We start from the raw sequence: 23,777 nt of genomic DNA on the forward strand, positions 1-23,777 counted from the left end.
CAAGGAGGAAAGGCAGTGCTCTTTTCCAGTGTAGTCTTTTTATTTTACTTTCTGCCGCTTGTTCTGGGGCTCTATTACGTACTGAAATTCTCGGTTACGCTCAAAAACGTGCTGCTGCTTGTAGCAAGTTTATTCTTCTATGCTTGGGGTGAACCCTGGTTCGTCCTGATCATGCTGGCCTCGATCTGTTTCAACTATGTCTTCGCTCTGCTCGTGGACAAGTTCAGGGAACGGCGCAATGCAGCCTACACCATCATTACGATGATGCTGATCGTCAACCTCGGTATGCTGTTTGTGTTCAAATACCTGGCCTTTGCGCTGCGCATTGTGAACGAGAATACGGGCTTCGGACTCAGCATTCCGAACATCGCCCTGCCGCTGGGCATCTCATTCTTCACCTTCCACGGAATTTCCTACGTGATTGACGTTTATCGTGGACACGGTGCTGTTCAGAAAAATCTCTTTTACGTTGCATTGTATATCTCCTTCTTCCCCCAGCTCGTTGCCGGACCGATTCTGCGGTACAACACGATTGCGGATCAGATGGTGAATCGCAAAGAGAGCTGGGACAAGTTCGCGGTAGGCTGCTGCAGATTCATTGTGGGCTTGGGCAAAAAGGTGCTGTTATCCAACAGCATGGCTATTGTTGCGGATCACATTTTCAGCATGGGAGGCACATACGAAGTGTCCTCCAGTTTGGCGTGGCTTGGGGCGATTGCCTATACACTGCAGATTTATTTTGACTTCTCGGGGTATTCCGACATGGCCATTGGTCTGGCATTGATGTTCGGCTTCAAGTTTGAAGAGAACTTCAGATATCCGTACATCTCCAGATCCATCACCGAATTCTGGCGCCGCTGGCACATCTCGCTCGGTACCTGGTTCAAGGAATATGTGTACTTCCCGCTGGGCGGTTCCCGTGTCACCAACAAGGATAAAATGATTCGCAACCTGCTGATCGTCTGGGGACTTACCGGCGTATGGCATGGTGCGGAGTGGACATTCGTGGTGTGGGGATTAATTAACTTCGCGTTCATCGCGCTGGAGAAAATCTTCAGCTTTGACAAAGGAACACGTTTCATCCCGCTGCGGCATCTCTACGCCATGTTTATTGTTGTGATTGGCTGGGTCATCTTCCGTTCTCCGGATCTCCTGCAGGCAGGTCACTATCTGGGCAATATGTTTGGGCTGTACGGCAATGGATTCTGGAGCGATACGACCTGGATGTTCCTCAAGGAATATGCATTCTTCTTCATTCTGGGCATTCTGTTCTGCATGCCGATCGCCACCCGGATGAACAAATTGATGGTCGATGGCGCCCGTTTCCGCAAACCGCTGGAGCTGGTTTATCCCCTGACAATCATTCTATTGTTCCTGGTCTGTGTATCGTATCTGGTCAAAGGTACATACAATCCATTTATCTATTTTAATTTCTGAGAGAAGGCACATAAGCATGCACAACTTTCTTGCCAAAAAGAGAATCACCGCTTTCCTCTTCATTCTCGTGCTGGTGACGCTCTCTGTTCTAAATATGATTCAGTCCTTCGGTCCGATCAAACAAACGCTGGCATCCGGAGATTATGATATCTCTGAAACCAAAGGACTGATCCATCAGCTGGATGCGGACATCAATGAACATGTCTTCGAAAAATTCGGCTTCGTGGAGGCCTATGGATACTTGCAGTCCCTCATGTGGAAAAACGAGGAGAACAACTTCGAGGTTGTGAAAGACATGGAGGGCAAGCTGCACTATACCTACTTCGCCACCGGGCCAACGTATACGAAAGACCTGTCAGACCGGGTTGCTGCGCTTGGAGCGAATCTGGATCCTCAAACCAAGCTGACCTACGTCATGACTCCGGACAAATACGTACGTGGATATACGACCTTCCCGGACGGCATTCCCTACAACTATAACAATGAAACTGCCGACGGCTTTCTTGCCAATCTGAAGCAGGATGGGATCGATACACTCGACCTGCGTGAAGGCTTGCTGGAGAGCGGCATTCCGGCGAAGGATCTGTTTTTTACAACGGACCATCACTGGAAAATCAAGACGGCATTCTGGGCCTTCGGCCAGCTGGTGAATCATCTGGATGGCATGTACGCCAAGCCGTTGGACCCGGATCATTATTATACGGATATCCATAACTATAATGTGATTCCATATGAGGGCATCTTTATCGGATCCCAGGGCCGCAAAGCCGGTAAATACTTCGCGGGTGCAGATGACTTCGACCTGATCTACCCGAAATTCAAGACGAACTATTCGTTCTACTTCAAGACAGGCGAGACGGAAGCTGCACTGAACGGGCGCTTCGAGGATGCGCTGCTCACCACGTATCCGCTCAATGTGCAAGGAGCTACCTATGATCTGACCGCAGATAAGTATTTCACGTACCTGTACGGGAATCAGGGCATTGTTCATGTCGTGAACAAGGACAATCCGGACGGACTGAAAGTCATGTTCATCAAGGACTCGCTCGCCGTACCGATGATCTCCTTCCTATCCACTGTTGTGTCCGAGATTTACGTGATTGATCCGAGGTATTACACCGAGGACATAATGGATTTTGCCAGCAACACCGAGTTGGATCACGTCTTTGTGTCGATATCACCACAGGATCTTGTAGAAGAATTTTTCCCTTATGGAGCGAAAGATTAAGTCGGTGAACAATCATACGATGCCACTACGGTTGTAGAACAATCTTCCGATCACTGTTATCCCCGGATTTCCTTGATTGTTGTATAAAGGAAGAAATCCGGTGATAAAGGTGAACGCTTCGCTTCTTCAGATTACTTCTACCCCCTCCGTTCCAGTATGATTTTGAAAAATAAAAGGGTAACCCCTAGCCAATAATGATCTGGCAGGCGGGATACCCTTATCTTTTTTTGTAATCCAGTAAAATCAATTTCGTTCACGCTTCATCTTCTGTTCCTTGTAATAGTGCAACACGTCAGGCGGGCTGCCCTGGAAAGCACGTTCTTTGCCGTACTCATAGGCGCGGTGCAGGTAAGAATACGCCTCATCATACTGCTCCAGTCTCATGCAGACGGTGCCCAGCTCAATGAGCGGACCCGAATCGATATCCGACCCACGGGTTTGCAGTGATATTTCTGCCCAGGGCTTCGCCAGCGCATACTGTCCCAACTCCATATGTGCATTCGCATGACAGGAAGCAATCCAGCTGGCTATTTCCCAGTCCGTCTTCGGCTCTGGCAGCATTCCCCATGCCTGATCATAATAGATCAGTGCCTGTTCATGCTGCTGCGTTTCGTCCAGAACGTTGCCTGCCTCAACCGTTTCAATAATCTGTTTCTCCAGTTCGGGATGTTCCGGTGTCAATTCCTTCATAACGCCTTCTCCTCATTCAGTTCGAAGTACCACTCCAGAAATGTATTGAAATCAGGCCATTGCGGGCTGCTCTCTCCGCTCAAGAAGCGTTCAATCGACTCCCCAAGCTCCACCAGCACCACTTCACCGGTTTGCCGGTTATAGAAAAATCCTCCCTCCCCTTCAAAGCTGTCCAGCGGTATGTAAGCTTCAGGCAATCCCAGCGTGAGCTGAGCCACCGTCATGTCTTCCAAATACACGGTATTTTCCATAACCCAGCAGATCTGATAAATCTCCTGATGCCTGCTGTAAAAGGTGGGGCCATCATCTGCATGCAGATAAAACTGTGCAAAATCCGACTGAAGGTCAATATTTAGTTTCTGTAATGCTTCTTCATACTCCTTGGGCACATCTTCATGCCACCAGCCTTGGTCCTGGCAATGTTCAATCACTTTACTCGATAACATATGAATCCTCCTAATGAACTAAATAGGTTTAACCGGTATCCACACTTGAGATGGTTCACCTTGACCCCTGTACACTTCGAGCTCCGGAATTCCCGCAACCGACCAGCCTGAAACCGACCCGTTATTTAACGCTATTAAACGATCTTCAATTCCGTCTGCCAATGCATCCTGCCACATCTTCGGAATATCTCTCAAATTCTCGCCATTTACACAGGAAAACGCCCGTTTGATACCTACAATAGAAGAGCTCGCTGCAAGGTCACTTTATCCTTCACATTCATAGGATGCTCTCCTCACAAAATGAACTGAATTATTCAGGCAGCTTAACCTGGAATCAACCAACTGAGAATAACAACTGATCGAAACGCGCTTCTTCATGCAGCATATACAAAAAGGTATTCTCTTCCGCTCACGCGTTGCGCATCAGCTCCTGGAGCGAATGTTCCATATCGTTATACCTCCGCTGTGTACTACAGATACTGTATCAAAAGTGCAGGACGATTGGAAATGATCACATCATGTTCCACAACATAAAAAGAAGCCCGCAGAATCTGCGGACCTGATTTTGCAATAACGTAATGTTCCCTCATATTTTTCTATTAAGAAAAAACCTCGCGATTGCGGAACGTACGATATGTGCCAAATAAAATTACTATAGTAACTACAGCCATGATGATCAGATACAAATTCAAATAGGACAGCTCCAGCCCAAATATGGAATAGCTAGCCGGAGTTTGAAAAAGCCTCGTTACCCGCATCATGGTACTGAATGAAAAGTCCTCAATCCACTTGGCCCATCCCGGGTTAAAGTTCAACACATCAAATGCCAGATAAGGCACGCCTACAATCGCAACATTAATGACTATGGCTGCAAACGACGTTGAACTAAGCGCAGAGACGCATAACACAATGCATCCAAAGACCATGCTGCCTGCCAGATGAGTGACAAACTGTACTCCATAATACTGAACTGCCGATAACCGATAAGGGGTGAACTCATAGTCAAAGCCCCGAAAATACATCCCGACACTCTGAATAGGTGTACCTGCCCCACCCAAATTTCCAAACCTTAACCAGTAAATCAGCAAGTTGACACTTGTAAATAAGATGACGCATAGCACCACATATCCCATGGAAGCCATCAATTTAGCTGATACGATTTGGCTTTTCCCACGTTTGCTGCTGCGCAGTAATGCTGCCGTTCCCAATCTATATTCCTCTGCAAATACGGGTGCCAGTCCCAGCAGAATCATGATCATCATAAAGAGCACTCCAAATTGATCAATGTATTCCAACAGATAGCCCCATGGTTTATTATAGTGAATTTCCGAGACGGTTACGGTTCGTTCCATGGCCTTCCCGCTATCATCATATCTGGTGTAGTTCTTGATGGATTCCGGCGAAAATATGGAGATCTCATAAAATACACCATATCGATTCTGATTCTCTTCTTCACTGTAACCCTCGCTTTGCATCTGATCCTGCGCTGCCTGAACCTTCTCCTCCGTAATGGCTCCTTCATAGGGCTTGTAATATGATGTACCGTTCAATGGCCCGGAATGTCCGAGACAGGCGTATAAAACAAGAAGCACAAGCAGCCCGGCGAGTGCCAGATAAACGCTTTTACGTGTCATCATTTTAATAAATTCGAACTGGGTCAACCGAATCACGATGTGGCCTCCTCATCAAAATAGTGCATATATACGTCTTCAAGTCGAGGTGGCTCTGGTATAGCTTGTGGGACAGGCCGTTCTTTCGCCAAGATTCTAGCTACAATGCCATCAGGCTGATAGGACAAGCCACTTATCTTGAAATGAGAGGTAAGTTCAGCAAGCTGCTGCTCCGTTAACGTTGCCGTCCAAACGCTGCCTCTCATATTGTTCATGATTTCTTCCGGCGTGTTCCGAGTGATCAGTTGACCTTCGTTCATCAGAATCATTTCCTTGCACGAGAATTCCAGGTCAGAGATAATATGCGTTGATAACAGTACAATCCGGTCTCTTCCCAACTCGCCGATAATGTTGCGAAAGCGAATACGTTCCTTGGGGTCAAGGCCAGCCGTAGGTTCGTCGAGAACTAGAATTTGCGGATCATTCAGCAAGGCTTGTGCAATTCCGAGCCTCTGCCTCATGCCTCCAGAGAACGTACGAATTTTATGCTGTGCCTGCTGTTCCAGATCAACCATTCGTAATGTCTCCTGCACACGAACAGCGGCTTGAGTCACACCCAACCCTTTCAACGAACACATGTACATGAGAAATTTATGAGCACTGAAACGATTATAAAATCCAAAGCGCTGCGGCATATAGCCCAATAAACCGCGATAACCGTCTCCCATCTGTTCAATGGATTGTCCATCCAACATAATTTGTCCCGACGTTGGCCTGGAGATGTCTACAAGCATGCGAAGCAATGTTGTTTTGCCCGCTCCATTCGGACCGAGCAGACCGTAAACGCCACCGCTGGACAGTTCCAGCGAGAACGATTTTACAGCCCACTTGTTTCTGTACTTCTTGGATACGTTATCCATGGTCAATATCAAAGGAATAACCTCTTTCCGTTTGAGATGTATATTTTCGCGTCATCTGACCGATCTGACTGATCAACAGAATCACTCCGCATAATGCGAGTGCAATAAGAACTGGCGTCTGGATCGATTGCACCAGGGTAATGAATTGTGGATTGCTTAATACAAGCCATAAGAGTCCAAACCATACGACCAAGAAAATACTAACAGCTGTCCCACCCCGGACACGCATAGCCAGCCACAAACTAGCCCCTGCCGCAATTATTAGCTGCGTATACCATAGACCGATGGCACCCCATGAAATGGAACCTCCTGCTCCCCCGGATACCGCCAGCATAAGAAGCACCACAAATGCCATATTTGCCGCGAGCACAACGATCAAACGGGTGAGCATCAGCTGCTGTGCCGTAATTTTACAGGTCAACTCGATTTCCATCAGTCCCAAATCCCGACCTTTGAATACTTCCAACAGTCCGAGAACAAAGGGGACAGGTACCAGTACAAGCCCACTCATGTACGGGTTTATGGTGCTGCGGGTTCCCAACCAGAATCCGCACAACAAAAGCAATGCACATACCAGCCAGTACGATTTGTGGAAAATCATCACCTCACCCCAAACGAGCTGGAACAATTCTTTTAGTGACCTCCCAGGGGATTGTTGTAGATGATCGCTCATCTGTCCCGGCATGTGTGCCTCCAGTGCCCTGATCGTCTGATCGATCTCTATCTCGGATGGAAACTCAACCACATAGTCATCTAAATAAGGGGCAATCTCGGTGTACTCCTCCATCTCCAATTCAGCAATATGCTTCCTTTTATCTTGGCTTCCTGTACGTTTCATCACGCTCACCTCCCACAATGATCTCCTTTAATTTCGTTATGCCCAACCGTATGCGTGATTTCACCGTCGATTCGTTGGTTCCCGTCAGTTCGGCAACTTCCCTGATCTTCAGTCCATTGTAATAGTTCAGAATGACTGCGTTCCGCTGCTGTTCAGGCAAACTCAGTACCGCCTGCCTGACCTGGTCGTTCTGAAGCCGTTTATAGAAGATGTTCCACACATTCTGGTGCTCACTGGCAGGGAGCGCCTCTTCCGTTAACTCACTAACTCTGTTTTGCTGTTTGAATTCGCGTCCCCGAAAATAATCCATGCAATGGTTCACTGCAATCTTCAGCAGCCAGTGACTGAATTTCCCGTTTTCCCGATAGCCACCAAGAGACTTCATCATTTTCACGAATACCTCTTGGGTTAGATCATAAGCAGTGTGATAGTCTCCCGTTTTCCGGTACACATAAGCAAATATCGAATGATAATGCCGCTTCACCAATACTTCCATCGCAGCTCGGCTGCCTTTACGAATCTCATGAATCAACTCTTCATCATCCAACGCTCCCTCACCCCCTCAATTCAATTAACGATAACTTGATCATAAAAGATCAAAAATGTTTATTACATTTATTTGCATCAAGCAAAATTAGCCAAATGCCCATATTCCCGATATTGCTATATGCCTAGTGATCTCATGTCGTATTTATCACATCTTTTCCTTATCTCTAGTGAAACTTTCGCCTGCCTCTTTCGTCTAATTACTGATTAACAACAAAGGAGATGACTATGCGAATAACCTGCAGTCCAGCCTATGCTGGAAAGATGATTGGATCGATTGATCTACAGCCATCCAAGTTTAGTAAGGGAATCTCAGGCAATAGCCAAATTACCGACCATGTTGATCCTGGGCTTGTTGCTATTCCCTATGTGGAAGACCCGGCTTTCGGATCTCATTTTGATGGGATGAAGATCATGAAGGGAACCTATAAGGAAGAATTTCACATGAGCTACGATGTGGAATTTACGATTGATGTGGATAAAAAGGGGTACATCACGCAATTTGAACATACCTTTCCGTTGGAACGCTATATCGATCTGGTGAAGACCCAGTCCTATAAAGTCATCAAGACCAATTGGCGCGGACAAGCATTTCATGTGATGACTTACAGCTACCCGGAGGAAGTAATTAACCCGAACAATGTCATTTTCAGATGTAATGATGCAGAAGATGTATTTGTCGTAGCCGACCTTGCTCCTTACCGTGTTGATGGTGTCGCAGTACAGCCGAACAATCTTTATCTTCACCTTCGTGCATTGATCTCAGCCAGAGATGATCTCTATCCGATTGATTATATGTGTGAGCCAGATTTTGATCTGAGTCTGGACTAAACACGACAATACATAAATGGAAAGAGCACAGGACTTCCTTTTACGGAAATAGCCTGTGCTCTTTTGGGGATCGATTTTAAATAATCGCCTGACCAAATCCTTGCGCCACTTCGTTCATCCTTTCAGCAAGCCTTGATCTCAGACCGCTCATCCAATCCGGCTCATGCGCCCAATGTTCTGATGTCGACCGGAGTATACGTACGTATCCGTACAGATTGGCAAAGCGCCGGCAAGCCGGAAACATCGATTCCATATCATAGTGTTCTCCTGCTTCCGCCCAGTACCCCTGGATAAACATTTGCTTCCTCTGTTCCCATTGCTCCGGCTTCGTTTCCTCACGCAAACTGTCCAGACTCTGCTCCACATCCATCGCGTACCAATGATACATGGCATCATCGAAGTCAATGGCGTAACAGGACTGACTTTCCGCATCATAGAACACATTATCCAGCTCAAAATCGTAGTGAATGAATCCGAAATTTTGTTTCGTTACAGGCCAGGTCGACAGATGTGTACGGAGCATTTCCACTTCATGAACAGCAGCAGTCTCATCTGGAAAGCCCCTCAATCCCTCCTCCATCCAGTCCAGCACATCGGTATAACTCCAGCGTTTCGCCCCCAGCGGCGTATATTCACGAGCCAGATGATGCAGCTTGCCCAGCGCCTGACCATAGTTGTACAGGACCTGATCATTTAGATCTGTACTGCCAAGCTGCATACCGGGTACCCGCTTGAATACAGAGGCATAATACATGCCCCATGGTGTTTGGACCTCCAAGAGCTCTGTACCTGCGTTAGAAGGTACTGCCTCCATCGCTCCATATTGGCACTGATGAAGATAGCTGAGCACTTCCAGCTCAGCGCTGAGATTGGTTTTATCTTTTTCCGGGGCTGGGGCAAAGCGAAGCATTCTGATCTCTCCCTGATCCCTGAACGGATACACGGCGTTTGAAGATATACGATAATACCGGAACATATCCAGCGACTCGGGGTCGTAACTCCAGTTTTTCAAAATCATCTCGGCGAGATCGCTATTGTGAAATAAATATTTTAATTTTAGCATGGGCAGTTCTCCTTTTCGGCCATTTAGTGCAGAACTCATTTAGATTCCGAACGGCTGTTTTTGCGCGCAAAAAGCCGCAGGCTATGCCTGCGGCTTAAAAATTTCGTGATGCATGAGTCATTTGCGAAATGCATGAGCAAACAAACCTCATCAACACCAGAAAATGAGCAGTTATATCCCTATATCCCGGCAGACTTCAAATCGCCATCCGAAGCAGTTTTCACCTCGTTCTGTCTCCATCTGTCTACCGCATCTATTCAGTTCATCATCACCTTAATTGTAGTCAGACATTGCATCATCTTAGCCCGTCGTTTCATGACGCTCACTCCCTTCGGGAATCAAGTTATTTCCATATTACTCCATTCCAACACTGTATGCAATCGTTATTAGGACTGGATAACAGCCATTCGTTCCACCGTTTCCGTGTTCTCCTTGTACCAGACCATGACGACATCTCCTTCTTTCAGATCAGACACCTGGATTGTTGTCGAATTGGTGTTTTGGCTGGTGTTCCCCCGTCCTCCCATTGCCATACCTTCAGTGATGCTAACATCAGCATCTAGGGTCAACTTCATTTCAACGCCGGTTTCATTCATCTCCATGCTCCCCCCGGGAGCGCCCCCTTGCTGACCCAGATTATCGGAGTTCTGTGATGAGTTGTCCTTAAACTCAAGCAATTCCACAGTGACTGTATTCCCGTCGATGGAGATAATTCTGCCTGTAAGATCGGCATTCATCATGCCACCCCTTTCACTCGGTCCCCCTGTTCGGCCGTTCATGCCTGTGCCCCCGCCTCTCGGTGTCCCTCCGTTCATATCAGCGCCACCGTTCATCATCCCACCACCATTCATGCCTTGCGCAGAACCGGTATTGGTAATGGTTTGGGCTGTAATCACATCACAGGCAGCGAGCAGAACAGAACAGCCCATCAGTAAGATCAGAACAGATGTGAAATAGTTATTTTTTCGCATAGGATCACCCTTTTCTCAGGGATGGTCGTCCCCAACCGAGTTTTCTGTGGAACATCATCTCATACACATCTTTGAATCCCATATAGGACAACACAATAAGCAACGGATATACAGGATAGATATAGCGTGATTTGATCTCCCATAAGATATAGAAACCGATAAATCCGAGAACCACCAGAATCAACGAGACTTCATCATATCGTTTAGCGCGAATCCCACAGATCAACCGGATGAAAATAAAACAGTACATCATAAAATTCATCACATATACTACCCAAAGCACACCCGTTCGATAGACAGAATCCCCTTGGAACATGTCTGTTACCCCATTGGTATAACTGTAGGAGCCTGCGATTCCGCCTGCTCTTCCTCTCCCCATACCAGAGGCGCTTTCATTGCCAATTCCGTATCGATCCATCTGGTACGTCCCTTCGGTCCAGGTCCATATGATCTTTTTGTAATACATTTGGACCAGATCACTTACACTCGCTTCCGACAGCTTGGATTCAATTTCCTGCTTAAAGAGTTCTGTGCTATCGGCTTTATTGTAATTGGCCTGCCTCTGATAAATTTGGTAGCTCTCCATATTGTCCCAGAATCCGAATCGTTCAAGGTTAATCCCCATGTTCAGCCACATATAGACGGGTGCCGAATTCTCACCGACCGGTTCGCTTACCGCACCTGTGGATTGCAGCACTGCATTTTGGGTCCAACCCGGGACATTAAACAGGATAGCCAGTACGGCAATGGAGCCCAGCACCTTCTTGAAGCCGATCCCCCGCATATTCAGCAGGATGTACAGGATTGCGGCAATCAGCACAATGGCGCCGATACTGCGGAAGTAGTTTCCGATCGCGAGAAAAATGGCAGCAAGAAGAATGGCCTTCCAGGATTTTTCACGCACAAACCGAAGCAAAAAGTATAAACAGGATGTCAGAAATGCCGTTGCAATCACATCGTTGTAAATCAGGTTGTTCAAGAATAAGGAAGGCAAGTACGTCGCTGCAAAAATTAAAACGCCGTAATCCCGTTCCTTAGATTTGGGGTTCAGCTGCTTATAAATGAGATAAATCATAAAGGTTGTAACCGTTGAAAATAAAATATTAAACAGCTTGATCACCAGATAGTTATCCGGGAACAGGTACAGCAGTGTTTTTAAATACAACACGATGGAAAAGTTAAACGGGAACATGTGAAGATATCCACCCGTTTCGAACGAGGAATAATCCTGATCATAGAGCATGCTCATGGCAAGAGAAACCACCGTCTGTGAGTCGTCGGTCGGCACTCTTGGAAACACAAAGATGATTCCGATCTGAATCGCCATGGAACACAGCAGAACCAGCGGAACGACTACTTTTGGACTGAACTTGTTCAATCTCAGGCAAAGCCTGTAGAGTACGATACCCGTTAAAAGAAGCAGGATGATGACCGGAAGGAAAATGCCCCATTGCTGTGTTCCCAGGATGGGATTGTCTCCATAGAGGCCATAATTGTACTGCGCCCGCACAAACAAAGATGAAACGATAAACAAACCAACAAAGAAAACAAGAATGAGATAAAGCGTCTTATGGATCACCTTAGACATGCCAAAACTCCTTTTCGAGTACAGGATTCGAAAACAGTATAATGGCTTTAACTGAAAAATCGCTGAATTCGCGTGCAGCCTAAGGTGTCTCTGTGAGATTTTAATAAAACACAAAAAAGACCGTCTTCGAAGAAAATCGGTCTTACAAAATATGCTTAATCAATGTAGCAATAGATTAGGCTTAAATAGGGTCGGTCGGCTACCTCGTTACGAAAGGAGGGATGCCTTGTGACAGTGTTTTAAGCAATTATGCTGATGCTTACCTTCGGTTTTCTGATTGTTGCTATTCTGTCCAATTCACACAAATAGACCGCCCTCTTCGCAAAAGGTAGCGGTCTATTTGTTTTCCTAATGCTGAAGCCCACCGCCCTTAAAAGCGGCTATTGCTCGGTGAGTCGTGTTACCAGCACGGCTCTCTTTGCATTTTACGTATAATCTCCCCTTATTTTAAAATACTCTAATCTCAGATGTCACATGAAGAGAGCACTAAATACGGTACATTACCTTATACTCTTCCACATATAGAACCTCAATACAATTGGACCAGTTTAGGATCGAACCGACAAAATCTTGAATGTCCAATCCCGGCATTTCATATGTATCTGCTGTGTTCACCGTACCGGTTGCGTCCTCGATCAAGGTAACTTTGAATCCCTCATGTTCGGCGGTGATCGCTGTAAACAGGCAGCAATATTCTGTATTAAATCCAACGATAAACACTTGCTCAACCTGATGTTCATGGAGCCAAGTTTTTAGCTTCGGATTACTGAAAGCACTCGGTTTGCTCTTCTCCAAGACTGGATGCCGACCGGTATCCACCGCAATCTCCAGACCCGCAGCATTCTTATAAAAGAGTGACGATCCTTCGTGAATGTAGTCCACATGCTTCATATAAATGATTGGCTCATTCCACTGTTCAAAATCAGCGATCACCGCTTCAATCTTGTCCACCTGGACTTTGACATCCCTGAGCGATGTAATTCCATATTGTACATCCAATACGATCAAAGCTTTATTCATAGCCACTTCCCCTACTTCATAATATCAAGAGTCTATTCCTCCAACGCAACGCTGACTACTTCTTTCGTTTCTTTTCCACTGCCTTCTCCACATTTTCCTTCACCCGAAATGCAACGATTCGGCGGATGAGTTCTTCCGGCAATGGTTGACCCAGGGGAAACTGTACTGAACCCTTGGCTCCTTTGTAAACGGAGAGTTCCTTCCGAAATGCCTCGATTCCGCTGGGAGCAGGATAGAATCCAATGTGATTCTTGTATGCGGCAAAATGAACCAGATTCCCATGCAAGGCATACGTTGGCATCTGGTAGCTGATTTTCTCCTCCGCATTCGGTGCAGACTCGTGAATAATCTGTCTCAATGCCTGCAGTCTTACTTGTACATCTGGAGTAAACCCCGAGATATACTCATCCACCAGTACAGAATAATGGTTACCCTCAGCCATCTTGGACTCCTTCCACCACGGGTGCATCGAGCAGGGCCGTGGTACGGATATAATTTTTACAACGTCATGGCACGGCCATTGCGCATCAGGTAATCTTCCTTCACTTTGTAATCCGGCATGATGCTGCCGACACGTCGCCAGAAGGAACGATCATGGTTCATATGATGAATGTGGCACAGCTCATGAATGATGACATAATCAATGACCTCCAGTGGTGCCATCGCCAGACGATAGTTGAATGTGAGCTTTTTGTCCCAGCTGCAGCTGCCCCACTTGGTGGCTGATTCCACAATGTCTACTGTCTTCGGCTTCACCTTTAGCTCCTGTTGATAGCGACCGATGCGTTCACCAATAACCCTTTTACACTCGGCAAAATAAAACTTCTTCAGATTCGCCCGCAGCTCCTTTTCCACAAGTCCTTCTACCTCAATTAATTCATGCAGGGCATGCTCCTTGCCAAAGAGCAAAAATGTCCCCTTGCCTTCCTTCTCGTACGCCTTGGCCTGGGGTCCTTCCAAGGCCTGCTGCATGAGGGCCGATTTCTTCAAAATAACCTCACCGTGCTGCTCTACAAGCTGCTTAATCATCTCTTCGCTCGTACCATTAGGCGCCTTAATGGTAACCATGTAGGGCAGGTCCATTGTGATCGATACTTTCTTGCGTTTACCATATACCATATGACATTGAATGACGTGTTCGTTTAATTTGATCGTTAACATGCTGTGCTCCGCTTCTTTCAAGTTCTCAATTCAATACGATTGTATACCATCGCGAGCTCATCTGCACAACAATTAGATATTTAATTAAGTATTATTGTATTTTTATTCATTTATATGTATTATTATTTGTTAAATCTCAACTTTAATCTTTGATATGAAATACGGAAGTAGAGCAGGGGCCAAATCGATTCTGAAGAAGCGTAGCGTTCGCTTTTATTCCCAGATTCCCCCCTTTTAAAAAGGGAATAAAAAAAGAATCTGGGAATAACAGCGATCGGAAGAATGATTCGTAACCGGAACGGCTACTTCACAACATTTTAAGCAACTAAATAACGTGATAGAAATGGAGGATACCGCCATGAATCCTATGACTGAAGCTGACCACAAAACCATTGAGGAGCTATCCCTCAATCACTGGCAGCCCTTATCCACCCTGCTCTACGATGGCTGGGTTCTGCGTTTTGCCAATGGATATACGAAGCGTGCCAACTCCATACAGCCCATCCATTATTCAACCCAGGACGTGCATGCCAAGATTGATGAGTGTGAACGAATCTATGCTTCCAATCAGCTCAGTACGATTTTTAAAATCACGCCTTTTATTCAGCCGGATCATCTGGACCAGCTCTTGCAGGACAAAGGTTATGTCATTGTGGACCACTCCAGCATTCAGACCCGCAGTCTGGAACATTTACAGGAACCGAAACACTCTTTCGTACAAATCGACGAGCAGTTGACAGAGGAGTGGCTGGACCACTTTTGCCGGCTGAACCAGGTGAATAACCTGCAACGGAGAACCATGACACAGATGCTGTCCAACATCCGCACATGCAAGGCCCTCATCTCGCTCTCCGTCGACGGGCAAGTCGTTGCCTGTGGGCTCGGCGTTGTGGAACGCGGCTATATCGGCTTGTACGACATTATTACAGATGTGAACTATCGCAACCGCGGACTCGCTGAACAGATGATTCTGCATCTCCTCCATTGGGGAAAAAGACAGGGTGCCACATCCAGTTACTTGCAGGTGGTAGCGAATAACCGACCCGCATTAAGACTTTATGCCAAGCTCGGTTACTCGGAGGTCTATAGGTATTGGTACAGGGTCAAAGAATTCAACCAAGTCTGAGCATCAACTGCTCCAGATTTTATTCATCAGCCATACATATACGCACAGTGATATCACATCACAAAAAATGCCTTCCTTATATAATAAGAAAGGCATTTTTCTGTAATTAGCTCGTTTTTAGCACACTGTTCAAGCTGTTCAATATTCATCGTAATCTGCTCAACCTTTTACAAAGGAAGCTTCACCAGTACCTCGTATTTCAACTCAGCTCGAACATCCTTGATGATGTCACCCTCAATCAATTGACCGTTAACATACACTTCGGTCTCACGTACAGACGCATCCCGCTGCATCTTCACATGCAGCTCGGCCCCGCGGAACAATCGCGTCACCGATGCTTCGTTCCAATCCGCAGGCAATTGCGGGCGAACGAGCAATCCTTCGGCGTGCCCCTGCAAGCCAAACAGTCCATCAATCAGGCAGCGGTACACCCAAGGTACTGTTCCTGTATTGAACAGATGGCTGGAGCGGCCTGCTGTACGTGGAAATTGTCTGTACGCCCCGCGATAATAATTCGGGATAAATACAGGTAACTGGCCCCGCTGGAGGATATCATCTGCATCCGGACCGGGAATCATTTTACGCAGGAGACGATAGGCGTTCTCCTTTTCTCCCACCAAATACAGTGCATAGATGTAGAACGCAGCAGCATGGTTGTAAACTGCCCCATTTTCGGCGCTGCCCGGATGTTTCTGCGTGACCCGGCCCACATCCTCCCGCATGGCCGTGAAGGACGGTGCCAGCTTTTCCACACCATATGGCGTCTCCAATTGTTCCTCTACAGCCCGAATCAGCTTCTCCCGCTTCTCTTCGTCTGCCGCACCACTCATCAGTGCCCAACCCTGAGGATTAATAAAGATACGTCCCTCCTGATCCTTGCTGATTCCGAAAACGACGTTATCGTCCGTAATTCCGCGAGCATACCACTCGCCATCCCACAGATACTCATTCGCTATGGCATTGGTCCGATCTGCTTCCTCTCGGAATTGCTGCGCTGCTGCGGGATGCCCCGCCTGCTCGGAAATATCAGCCCATACCTTGAACGCATAAGCTGTCGCGATCGTCAGCCAACCCGAAACCCCTTTGCCCTTGTACCCCACCATGTTCATCGGGTCACACCAATCACCCTGATTAATGTAATTAAGGCCACGATGGTCCCGATCCTGAATTAACCAGCGCATGGCAAGATTCATATGCTCCAGGACTGAGGCTTTTTCCTCACTGTCGGCAAATGCAACCTGCTCCTCCAAAATGCTGTAATCATTCGTTTCATCCAGATACGTACTCATACAGACAGGTAGCCAGATACAGTGATCCGTATGAGGAACCTGGTTAATGTATTTGAGTTCCGCATCCGGGTGCAAAATGATTCCATCTGGCATTGCGCCGCTTGCATGCTGCTGTGCCAGGGCGGTCAGGAATGCTTCACGCGCAATCTGTGGCCGAATATAACTCATGCCCATGTTATCCTGCAGATAGTTCCGGGTCTGCGGATCGGTCGTCAGCCGGTTCGTTTTGCCGTGGTAATACATTTGACGTGGCAGCCAGTGGTTCACAAAATTATTCAGTCCGTCATCCGGTGTCTGGATCTGAATGTTCCCCTGTCCTTCTGCAACGTAAGCTGCATATTCCTGTTCGGCCAAGGCAAAGCCATCTAATCCTTCAGTATTCTGTTTAATAAAATACCGCTGCCGGATGAGTTCGATCTCTTCCTCATCATGAGCAGGGCCAAAAATAAACCGATACTCCTGCTCCTCTCCCGCCTCCAATTCCAATCTGTACTGAAGAACAGCCACAGGTGTCTCGTATCTCGCATCCCCACCCTCTAAGGCGTCCAGCTGCAAAGCAGACGGGGCGTGTAGGCCACCTTCGCCTTCGAAATGCTCATGATTCACTTCCCATGAAGCAGGCTTACGATCGGCAAGCAGATAGGTTTTGTCACTGTAATTTTTGATCTTGGCATAATCCTGATACTTCTGATACGGCGTGACCGACGAACAAACAATACCCTGCAGATCCTCCACGTACGTACCCGACTGGTTCATCCATGACATATATCCAACCGTGAAATACGGATAGATGCTCAGCTTGCGTTTATGGGAAGAGAGGTTCTTCACCTTCACCTGCCACAGCTCCATGGCATCCTCCTTAGGCAGACGCAGGCTCATCTCAATAGAGATGTCATCGCTTACAACATTCCAGCGAATATCATGTTTCCCGACGGCAAATGTATAACTGTCCGCTTGTTTTCGTACCGGCTCATACGGAGCCGAGAAAATTTCACCATTTACTTCATCTTTGATGTAAACAAATCGTCCCGGATGATGGGCATAGTACGGCTGCTCCGGCTGCATGAATGTCTTGGCCTCCAGATTTGGCGCATGCGAGTACTTGGCAGGCTCCGGCTGCATGAATTGGGCTACAGCATATCCCCGGCAATTCATATGGATCATCATCTTTTCGTTCCAGAGGAATCCTGATGCCTTGGGCATACTTGTGGGACTTGTCAGTTCGTAGTATTCATTATCCTTCGTTGCTCTGATCATCACTGAACCTCTCTTTCGGGTTATGGAGTTGGAATGACAGAAAACGTTTTAGTAACTTGTATACAACTTCATTCATTATAACACGGGAACGCTTACAGTCACGGATTAATGTTCAACTTCGTCTGAATTAAATGGCTCGGCTCATAAACATCGCAAAATATTCTTTTTAAAATAAACCTCTGCTAAAGGGGATCGACTTAACAAAAAAAGAGCTGAATTCTCAGCTCTTATTGCGCTCCATTTGTTTTTCAATTCCCAGCCTGTCGATCTGAATCCAATATTCTGCAATCCTCTCATTCTGCACGCGATAAACGGCACTGGCAATTTCAATCACTGGCAGATTGGTCGGTGTATATCCATCCACTTCCCCAATATGGGTACCCGCTTGTCTCCAGCGTACATACACTTTATCGCCATGTGCAATCAGTTCCTGAATCTCAAGTGAAAACTCGCCATAAGCTTGAAGCATTTCTCTCACATGATCCGCATAATTGGAAGGCGTCCTGCTTACGGTCACTTCCTCTTCCGATATCACCTGATGGGCCAGTACCTGCTCCGCCATTAATGTATCTGCATAATCAAGATTCCGACCTGATCGCACTTCTTCAAAAAAAGTTCGGACAATCTGCTCTGGTGTCATTCACTCCACTCCATTCACATTGAATTTCTCTTTAACCTCGATGACATTAAAAAGTACATCTTTCATTATTTTATCATCCATTTCATGCTGGGATTTCCTTCCTGTTCTACTGTTCTATAGGACTATCAACCCTCTTCGTATGCCTTGACAATGAGACTATATAACCATAAACTAGCAAAAGGTATTAGGAAATTAATAGGAGGTTTTGCTGATAAGAGGATCGACGATAGTTTTTATCCATAATTGAATATGTCTGATTCATCAAGAAAAACAGGAAAGCGGTGTACCATGAAACGTCTGTATTTTATATTGTTTGCACTTACCGTGCTGCTGGCTGGATGTCAGAGCAGTAACGAGGAAACGATTTCAACGGAGGATACTGTAAAAGAAGGCTCTACCATATTAAGTTTGAAACAGAAATACGGCTCTGAATCGAACCCATCGATCATGCCGATGTATAACGTAGCTCAAGACGAAGAATTCAAGTTTACATTCAAAGCTGATCTGAAAAATAGCCGTCTGCAAGCAAGTGATATGATTAGCGTACATACCGATATTAAAGCACTCGAAGCTAGTAAAGTTTACGCCATACCAGAAATCAACGACAACAGTGTTTCCATCAAGCCTCTTGGGTGGGGCGTATTAAGCTCAAATTCAATGAAGAACAAGAATCAAAGCACTTGGGGCGGTGCCCCAATCTATTACATTCGGATTAACTATGATCTCGATGCAGACCAATTGACACCGCTCGACAAACCCATGATCATCCCATTCACAGTGAAGTCCGAAGTGCCTGTCCCCCATCTCAAATATGAGATCGACAAGAATAAACGATTTAAACTCACTTGGGACAAAGTAGATGGCGCCACAGAATACAAAATTTATAATCGTGCTGATCGAACCGTAATTTTTGAAACGAACAACATCCCCCTGCAAGGCGCAGAGAAAGCCTACAATGGAAGTAATCCTCTGGTTATAGCGACTACAACCGAGACGTCCTTCGATGATTTCAATGGAGATGGAAAAGGCGGCCTTGGTGTTATCAATGAACTAATGACATCCTATCAAAATCATGGCATGAAGGGTGAATATTACGTCACCGCTGTTAGTGGGGACAAGGAATCGAATTTCAGTAATGGTGTTGCCACTGCTCCACTCTCTGACCAGTTGCCAATGGCATTGACAGAACAACTATATATGAAGAAATTAAAAAACGTGAATGAACTGCCCAAAGCAACGAATATTGAACATATTGACGGTTCATTATTACAGGGAAGGATTGTCTATGATACCGCGAATGTAGAGATTTCGGAGTTTAACGAAACGAACATTCCGTTTCACATCAAAGGAACTGCTCTTACCAGTTATGTACGGGTAGAGTCTGTAACCACAGACGATTTGGCAAAACTGGAAAACCAAACGGTTGCGGAATCCAGTAACGGATTGATCGAACCGAAGAACGATACGCCTTACGTCCCTGCACCTGATGTGCCTACGGTCATCAACAACAGTGATGCTCCTGTATCGGATTCTGCGGCCGAATCCTCACCTGCTGAGCCCACCAACTCTGCACCAGCACAAGAAGACGAGACTGAAAATGCACCGTCGGAAGATAGAAATGAACCAGTTTCAACGCCTGAACCTGGTGAAGAAAACCTTGTGGACGAGCAGAAGTCCAATACACAGCAAAAGGTTGAAGAGGGTAATCAGGAAACGGTTCCTGAACCGGCTGCAGGTGATGAACTTATCAATGCGGATTCCGCATTAGAAGAAGTGTTGGCCAAAAACATGATTGCTGCCCAAGACAAGATCTCTTTGAAAGCTTTTCCTGAAGCCCAAAATTTCACGACGCTCTCGGATGTTGTACTGAAAGTAATGTATCAGAATCCATTGGTTCTGGGTGTGGAAGGCTTCGAATACAACTACGGCACATTGACGCTTTCGATTCATTATAATGAATCCCCTGAAGCCATCCAAAAGAAACAGGATGAGATTATTGCCAAAGCAAACGAAGTTGTTGCTTCCATTATCAAGGATGGCATGAACGAGGATGAGAAACGCAAAGCGATTTATGATTACCTGAACGATAATGCGAAGTATGATGATGCCGCGCTGGAAAGTGCGGAGCAGAACAACTTCAAAACCACCGATCCACAATATAATGACTCATTCACCACCTACGGCATTCTGGTCAAAGGTGTTGGTGTATGTGCCAGCTATGCTTCTGTATACAAACTGCTCTCCGATCTGTCCGGACTGGAAAGCATTGTTGTCACCGGAACTTCCAGTGGTGTCCCTCATGCGTGGAACAAGGTCAAAATTGGAAGTGAATGGTTGCATGTGGATGCCACCAATAATCTAACCAACTCCGGTATCCCTTACTTCCTGTACAATGCAAACGATGAAACGGCTGCAAGTCAGGAAACGGTAGCGGATAAAGATTATTGGCTCGATTCCGAACTTACTTTGTTTAATGGCGAAAGTGATGCAAACGACTATTATGTGCAAAACGATCTTGAAGTCGCTTCGCTAAGTGAATACAAAACGAAGGCTGAAAGTGAACTGAGAAACGGTGAGAAGCAGGTTATTCTAAGATTTGCCTCGCCCGTTAACTCGGATGAACTGATGACAGCAGCAGGCGAAGCCCTTGCTGCGGTGGATGAAGCCCTTTTGAACACGGCACAATTGGCTACACTGGGCAGTTACGCAATTCTGGAGCCGAATCCGGAACAAAACTAATGCCCTAAAAAGAATAAAGAACTCCATCTCCCATGAACAGGGGATGGAGTTCTTGGTTTAACCGACTATTTCAATCATGGATGCCTGTTATCTCATGTTTACGGACTAACTGTACCGCCATTGGCATTCAATGTCTCGCCGCTCACATAGCTGGATTCCTGACTTGCCAGGAATACAAACGCAGGTGCCATCTCGGCAGGCTGCCCTGCCCGACCAAGTGGTGTATTGGAGCCAAAACTAGCAAGCTTCTCCACGGGTTGTCCGCCTACGATCTGAAGCGGTGTCCATACCGGACCTGGCGCAACGACATTCACACGGATGCCTTTGCTGCCGACCTGCTGGGCGAGTGCTTTGCTGAACGTGTTGATGGCTGCCTTCGTCGTTGCATAGTCCAGCAGAATTGGCGAAGGACTGTACGCCTGAATGGAGGACGTATTGATGATGGAGCTGCCTGGTTTCATATGTTTTATAGCCGCTTTGCAGAGCCAGAACAGAGAATACACATTCGTCTTAAATGTCGCATCGAATTGTTCTGTCGTCAGATCGGCGATCTGTTCAACAAACTGCTGTTTACCTGCCACGTTCGCAAGGATATCAATCCCGCCAAGCTCTTTTACGGCAGATTCAATGAGCTGCTCGCAATATTTCTCATCCTTCAGGTCACCTGGAATCGCAACAGCCTTGCGGCCTGCTTCTTCAATCAGCTGCACCACTTCTTTGGCGTCGGCTTCTTCCTCCGGAAGGTAGGACAGCACAACATCCGCGCCTTCACGGGCAAAAGCAATCGCTGCCGCACGGCCAATCCCGCTGTCCGCCCCGGTAACTACGGCTTTGCGTCCAGTCAGACGTCCGCTGCCTTTGTAGCTCTTTTCCCCTGCATCAGGTACAGGTGTCATCTCGCGCTGAAGTCCAGGCTCTTCCTGCTGCTGCTTCCACTCGGGTGTTGCCTTCGGATATTGTGTCGTCGGATCTTGTACAGTATGCTGGTCTTGATTAGCCATGTTCAATTCCTCCTCGGTCATTTACAGATGATCACTACGATCACAGAACAACCTTACGATCGCTGTTATCCCCAGATTTTTTTCTCTCCCTTTTATTAAGGGGAAAATCCAGGGATGGCGTATGCTTCCGATGCAGCTTTCTTGCAGAAAGCTTTTAAGCGAGCACTTCGTTTCTCCAGGTTATTTCTGTTCTCTTCGTGACCATGCAAATTTAAATTTATTTATTGTTGTTTTCATAAAAGTTGCACTCTTTTCTTTGTAACCGAGATGGGCCAAATTTAAACTGGGCCTGCTCAATTCCTTATAGCCATTGTTCCGCATTGAATCTCCAGTGACTGGAGGTTATATAATCAATCATGAGGTGATCTCATTGAATTTAAACCAAGATACATATTCGATCGGTGAAGCTGCCAAAATGATCGGTTCAACCGTTAAAACCATTCGTTATTACGACGAAATCGGACTGGTCCATCCCTCGCTTTATACGGAAGGCGGGCACCGTCTCTATACACCGCAGGACCTGTGGCGGCTGGAGCTTATCACTACGCTGCGCTATCTGAATTTCGGCATACCGGATATTCGCAGGCTCATGTCCGGTGAACTGGGCATGTCACAGGCGCTGGACCTGCAGATTGAAGCTCTGGAAACCCAGATCAGCACCATGAGCTCCATGCTCTCCATTTTGCAGCAAGCCAAACAGCATGAAGCGGAAGCTTCACTGAATTCCGGTCAGTCTCTCACCTATGTATCCAGCCTGGTGGATTCACTAACGGCCCATGCCAAGAAACGGAAGCAATTTGTCTCCGCCAAGATGGAAGAATCTCATCTCCTGGACGAGATCCCGCAGGAATGGAGAGTCTCGTTTTTGCACTTTTTTGATAAATACCTGATGAAAGATACGAAATTATCTGCCAAACAAACAATGGCCTGGAAGGAAATTCAGGAGATCATTAATGATCCGGCCTATATTGCCGATCTGGCCCGTCTCGAACTGCCCTTCTTCACCATGGCAAACCATCCACAGGTTGAGGCTGACGCCTGGGTGAGAAAAATGGAGGAAATCCGTATTCGTACCACCGAGGCTCTGACCAAGCAATGGCCACCAGACAGCCCTGCGGTTCAGGCTATGGTTTGGGATTTTGTAATGATGTACGCCAGCAATGAACATACCGGAGACCCAGAAGCCTTTTTTAGCAAACAAGCCCGGTACATGCTGGACTTCGTTACAGAGAGCATCCTTCGTTTTAATAGACTGTGTATGGTGCTGAACCCCGAATGGAGCGAAATTGTTAACGGTATTAACCTGCTTCAGGAAGGCATGAGGCTGCGGTTAAAACAAATGGAAGAAGACTGAACGTCAGTCTCCTTCCATTTTT

Annotated in this window: 22 protein-coding genes and 1 pseudogene; 7 read left to right on the forward strand and 16 right to left on the reverse strand. The window is 46.6% G+C overall.

The window, feature by feature from the left end; all coding sequences use genetic code 11:
• The first annotated feature begins 15 nt into the window (after window positions 1-15).
• Complete coding sequence (locus AB3N00_RS13805; RefSeq protein WP_413035027.1) at window positions 16-1,437, forward strand: MBOAT family O-acyltransferase; 1,422 nt, start codon at window positions 16-18, stop codon at window positions 1,435-1,437.
• 16 nt (window positions 1,438-1,453) lie between these two features.
• Entirely contained in the window at window positions 1,454-2,665 is a 1,212-nt protein-coding gene (locus AB3N00_RS13810) for an alginate O-acetyltransferase AlgX-related protein (protein WP_413035028.1), read from the forward strand.
• A gap of 243 nt (window positions 2,666-2,908) precedes the next feature.
• On the opposite strand, the gene AB3N00_RS13815 is transcribed toward AB3N00_RS13810, so the two are convergent.
• The 7 genes from AB3N00_RS13815 to AB3N00_RS13845 form a co-directional block, all read right to left on the reverse strand.
• Window positions 2,909-3,355 carry a hypothetical protein gene (locus AB3N00_RS13815; protein WP_413035029.1) on the reverse strand — a complete coding sequence of 149 codons (447 nt, stop codon included), beginning with the start codon at window positions 3,353-3,355 and terminating at the stop codon, window positions 2,909-2,911.
• Entirely contained in the window at window positions 3,352-3,801 is a 450-nt protein-coding gene (locus tag AB3N00_RS13820) for an SMI1/KNR4 family protein (protein WP_413035030.1), read from the reverse strand. Before AB3N00_RS13820 ends, AB3N00_RS13815 begins: the two co-directional genes overlap by 4 nt.
• Window positions 3,802-3,819: 18 nt before the next feature.
• The gene (locus AB3N00_RS13825) at window positions 3,820-3,996 is read right to left on the reverse strand and encodes a hypothetical protein (protein ID WP_413035031.1); all 177 of its coding nucleotides are present in this window, start codon (window positions 3,994-3,996) and stop codon (window positions 3,820-3,822) included.
• Window positions 3,997-4,400: 404 nt separating this feature from the next.
• On the reverse strand, window positions 4,401-5,471 hold the full coding sequence (locus AB3N00_RS13830) for a hypothetical protein (RefSeq protein ID WP_413035032.1): 1,071 nt from the start codon (window positions 5,469-5,471) through the stop codon (window positions 4,401-4,403).
• Window positions 5,468-6,343, reverse strand: coding sequence for an ABC transporter ATP-binding protein (locus AB3N00_RS13835; protein WP_413035033.1), 876 nt, complete (start codon window positions 6,341-6,343; stop codon window positions 5,468-5,470). The genes AB3N00_RS13830 and AB3N00_RS13835 overlap by 4 nt, the downstream gene beginning before the upstream one ends.
• Complete coding sequence (locus AB3N00_RS13840; RefSeq protein WP_413035034.1) at window positions 6,324-7,169, reverse strand: hypothetical protein; 846 nt, start codon at window positions 7,167-7,169, stop codon at window positions 6,324-6,326. Before AB3N00_RS13840 ends, AB3N00_RS13835 begins: the two co-directional genes overlap by 20 nt.
• A complete protein-coding gene (locus AB3N00_RS13845) occupies window positions 7,144-7,716 on the reverse strand; it encodes an RNA polymerase sigma factor (protein ID WP_413035035.1) in 573 nt (190 codons plus the stop codon). Before AB3N00_RS13845 ends, AB3N00_RS13840 begins: the two co-directional genes overlap by 26 nt.
• Before the next feature lie 227 nt (window positions 7,717-7,943).
• Between AB3N00_RS13845 and AB3N00_RS13850 the strand changes: the two genes are divergently transcribed.
• On the forward strand, window positions 7,944-8,546 hold the full coding sequence (locus AB3N00_RS13850; RefSeq protein ID WP_413035036.1) for a hypothetical protein: 603 nt from the start codon (window positions 7,944-7,946) through the stop codon (window positions 8,544-8,546).
• 76 nt (window positions 8,547-8,622) lie between these two features.
• Here AB3N00_RS13850 and AB3N00_RS13855 read toward each other — a convergent pair whose 3' ends face one another.
• The 3 genes from AB3N00_RS13855 to AB3N00_RS13865 form a co-directional block, all read right to left on the reverse strand.
• Entirely contained in the window at window positions 8,623-9,609 is a 987-nt protein-coding gene (locus AB3N00_RS13855) for a phosphotransferase enzyme family protein (RefSeq protein ID WP_413035037.1), read from the reverse strand.
• 386 nt (window positions 9,610-9,995) lie between these two features.
• On the reverse strand, window positions 9,996-10,580 hold the full coding sequence (locus AB3N00_RS13860; protein ID WP_413035038.1) for a hypothetical protein: 585 nt from the start codon (window positions 10,578-10,580) through the stop codon (window positions 9,996-9,998).
• Between the two features lie 4 nt (window positions 10,581-10,584).
• A complete protein-coding gene (locus AB3N00_RS13865) occupies window positions 10,585-12,168 on the reverse strand; it encodes a glycosyltransferase family 39 protein (protein ID WP_413035039.1) in 1,584 nt (527 codons plus the stop codon).
• A gap of 243 nt (window positions 12,169-12,411) precedes the next feature.
• Between AB3N00_RS13865 and AB3N00_RS13870 the strand changes: the two are divergent.
• Window positions 12,412-12,477 (forward strand): annotated as a pseudogene (locus AB3N00_RS13870) (putative holin-like toxin); the annotation flags it as partial.
• 177 nt (window positions 12,478-12,654) lie between these two features.
• Here the strand turns inward: AB3N00_RS13870 and AB3N00_RS13875 are convergent.
• The 3 genes from AB3N00_RS13875 to AB3N00_RS13885 are packed head-to-tail and all read right to left on the reverse strand — an operon-like array spanning window position 12,655 to window position 14,349.
• On the reverse strand, window positions 12,655-13,188 hold the full coding sequence (locus AB3N00_RS13875; RefSeq protein WP_175397764.1) for an isochorismatase family protein: 534 nt from the start codon (window positions 13,186-13,188) through the stop codon (window positions 12,655-12,657).
• Window positions 13,189-13,243: 55 nt separating this feature from the next.
• The gene (locus AB3N00_RS13880; protein WP_413035040.1) at window positions 13,244-13,630 is read right to left on the reverse strand and encodes an iron chaperone; all 387 of its coding nucleotides are present in this window, start codon (window positions 13,628-13,630) and stop codon (window positions 13,244-13,246) included.
• Between the two features lie 56 nt (window positions 13,631-13,686).
• Window positions 13,687-14,349, reverse strand: coding sequence for a M48 family metallopeptidase (locus tag AB3N00_RS13885; RefSeq protein ID WP_413035041.1), 663 nt, complete (start codon window positions 14,347-14,349; stop codon window positions 13,687-13,689).
• A gap of 358 nt (window positions 14,350-14,707) precedes the next feature.
• On the opposite strand from AB3N00_RS13885, the gene AB3N00_RS13890 reads away from it, so the two are divergent.
• Complete coding sequence (locus AB3N00_RS13890) at window positions 14,708-15,475, forward strand: GNAT family N-acetyltransferase (protein ID WP_413035042.1); 768 nt, start codon at window positions 14,708-14,710, stop codon at window positions 15,473-15,475.
• A gap of 167 nt (window positions 15,476-15,642) precedes the next feature.
• Here the strand turns inward: AB3N00_RS13890 and AB3N00_RS13895 are convergent, their stop codons facing one another.
• Window positions 15,643-18,021, reverse strand: coding sequence for a GH36-type glycosyl hydrolase domain-containing protein (locus AB3N00_RS13895; protein WP_413035043.1), 2,379 nt, complete (start codon window positions 18,019-18,021; stop codon window positions 15,643-15,645).
• A 220-nt stretch (window positions 18,022-18,241) separates the two neighbouring features.
• Window positions 18,242-18,661 (reverse strand): ester cyclase, encoded by a 420-nt coding sequence (locus tag AB3N00_RS13900; protein ID WP_413035044.1) that lies wholly within the window; start codon window positions 18,659-18,661, stop codon window positions 18,242-18,244.
• 288 nt (window positions 18,662-18,949) lie between these two features.
• Here AB3N00_RS13900 and AB3N00_RS13905 point away from each other — a divergent pair, with 288 nt between their 5' ends.
• A complete protein-coding gene (locus AB3N00_RS13905; protein ID WP_413035045.1) occupies window positions 18,950-21,400 on the forward strand; it encodes a transglutaminase domain-containing protein in 2,451 nt (816 codons plus the stop codon).
• A 98-nt stretch (window positions 21,401-21,498) separates the two neighbouring features.
• Here the strand turns inward: AB3N00_RS13905 and AB3N00_RS13910 are convergent, their stop codons facing one another.
• Complete coding sequence (locus AB3N00_RS13910) at window positions 21,499-22,401, reverse strand: SDR family oxidoreductase (RefSeq protein WP_175397771.1); 903 nt, start codon at window positions 22,399-22,401, stop codon at window positions 21,499-21,501.
• A 361-nt stretch (window positions 22,402-22,762) separates the two neighbouring features.
• Here AB3N00_RS13910 and AB3N00_RS13915 point away from each other — a divergent pair, with 361 nt between their 5' ends.
• Complete coding sequence (locus tag AB3N00_RS13915) at window positions 22,763-23,755, forward strand: MerR family transcriptional regulator (protein WP_413035046.1); 993 nt, start codon at window positions 22,763-22,765, stop codon at window positions 23,753-23,755.
• The last annotated feature ends 22 nt before the right edge of the window (window positions 23,756-23,777 follow it).

The sequence above is a fragment of the Paenibacillus xylanilyticus genome, assembly GCF_047246825.1.
GTDB lineage: Bacteria > Bacillota > Bacilli > Paenibacillales > Paenibacillaceae > Paenibacillus > Paenibacillus xylanilyticus_B.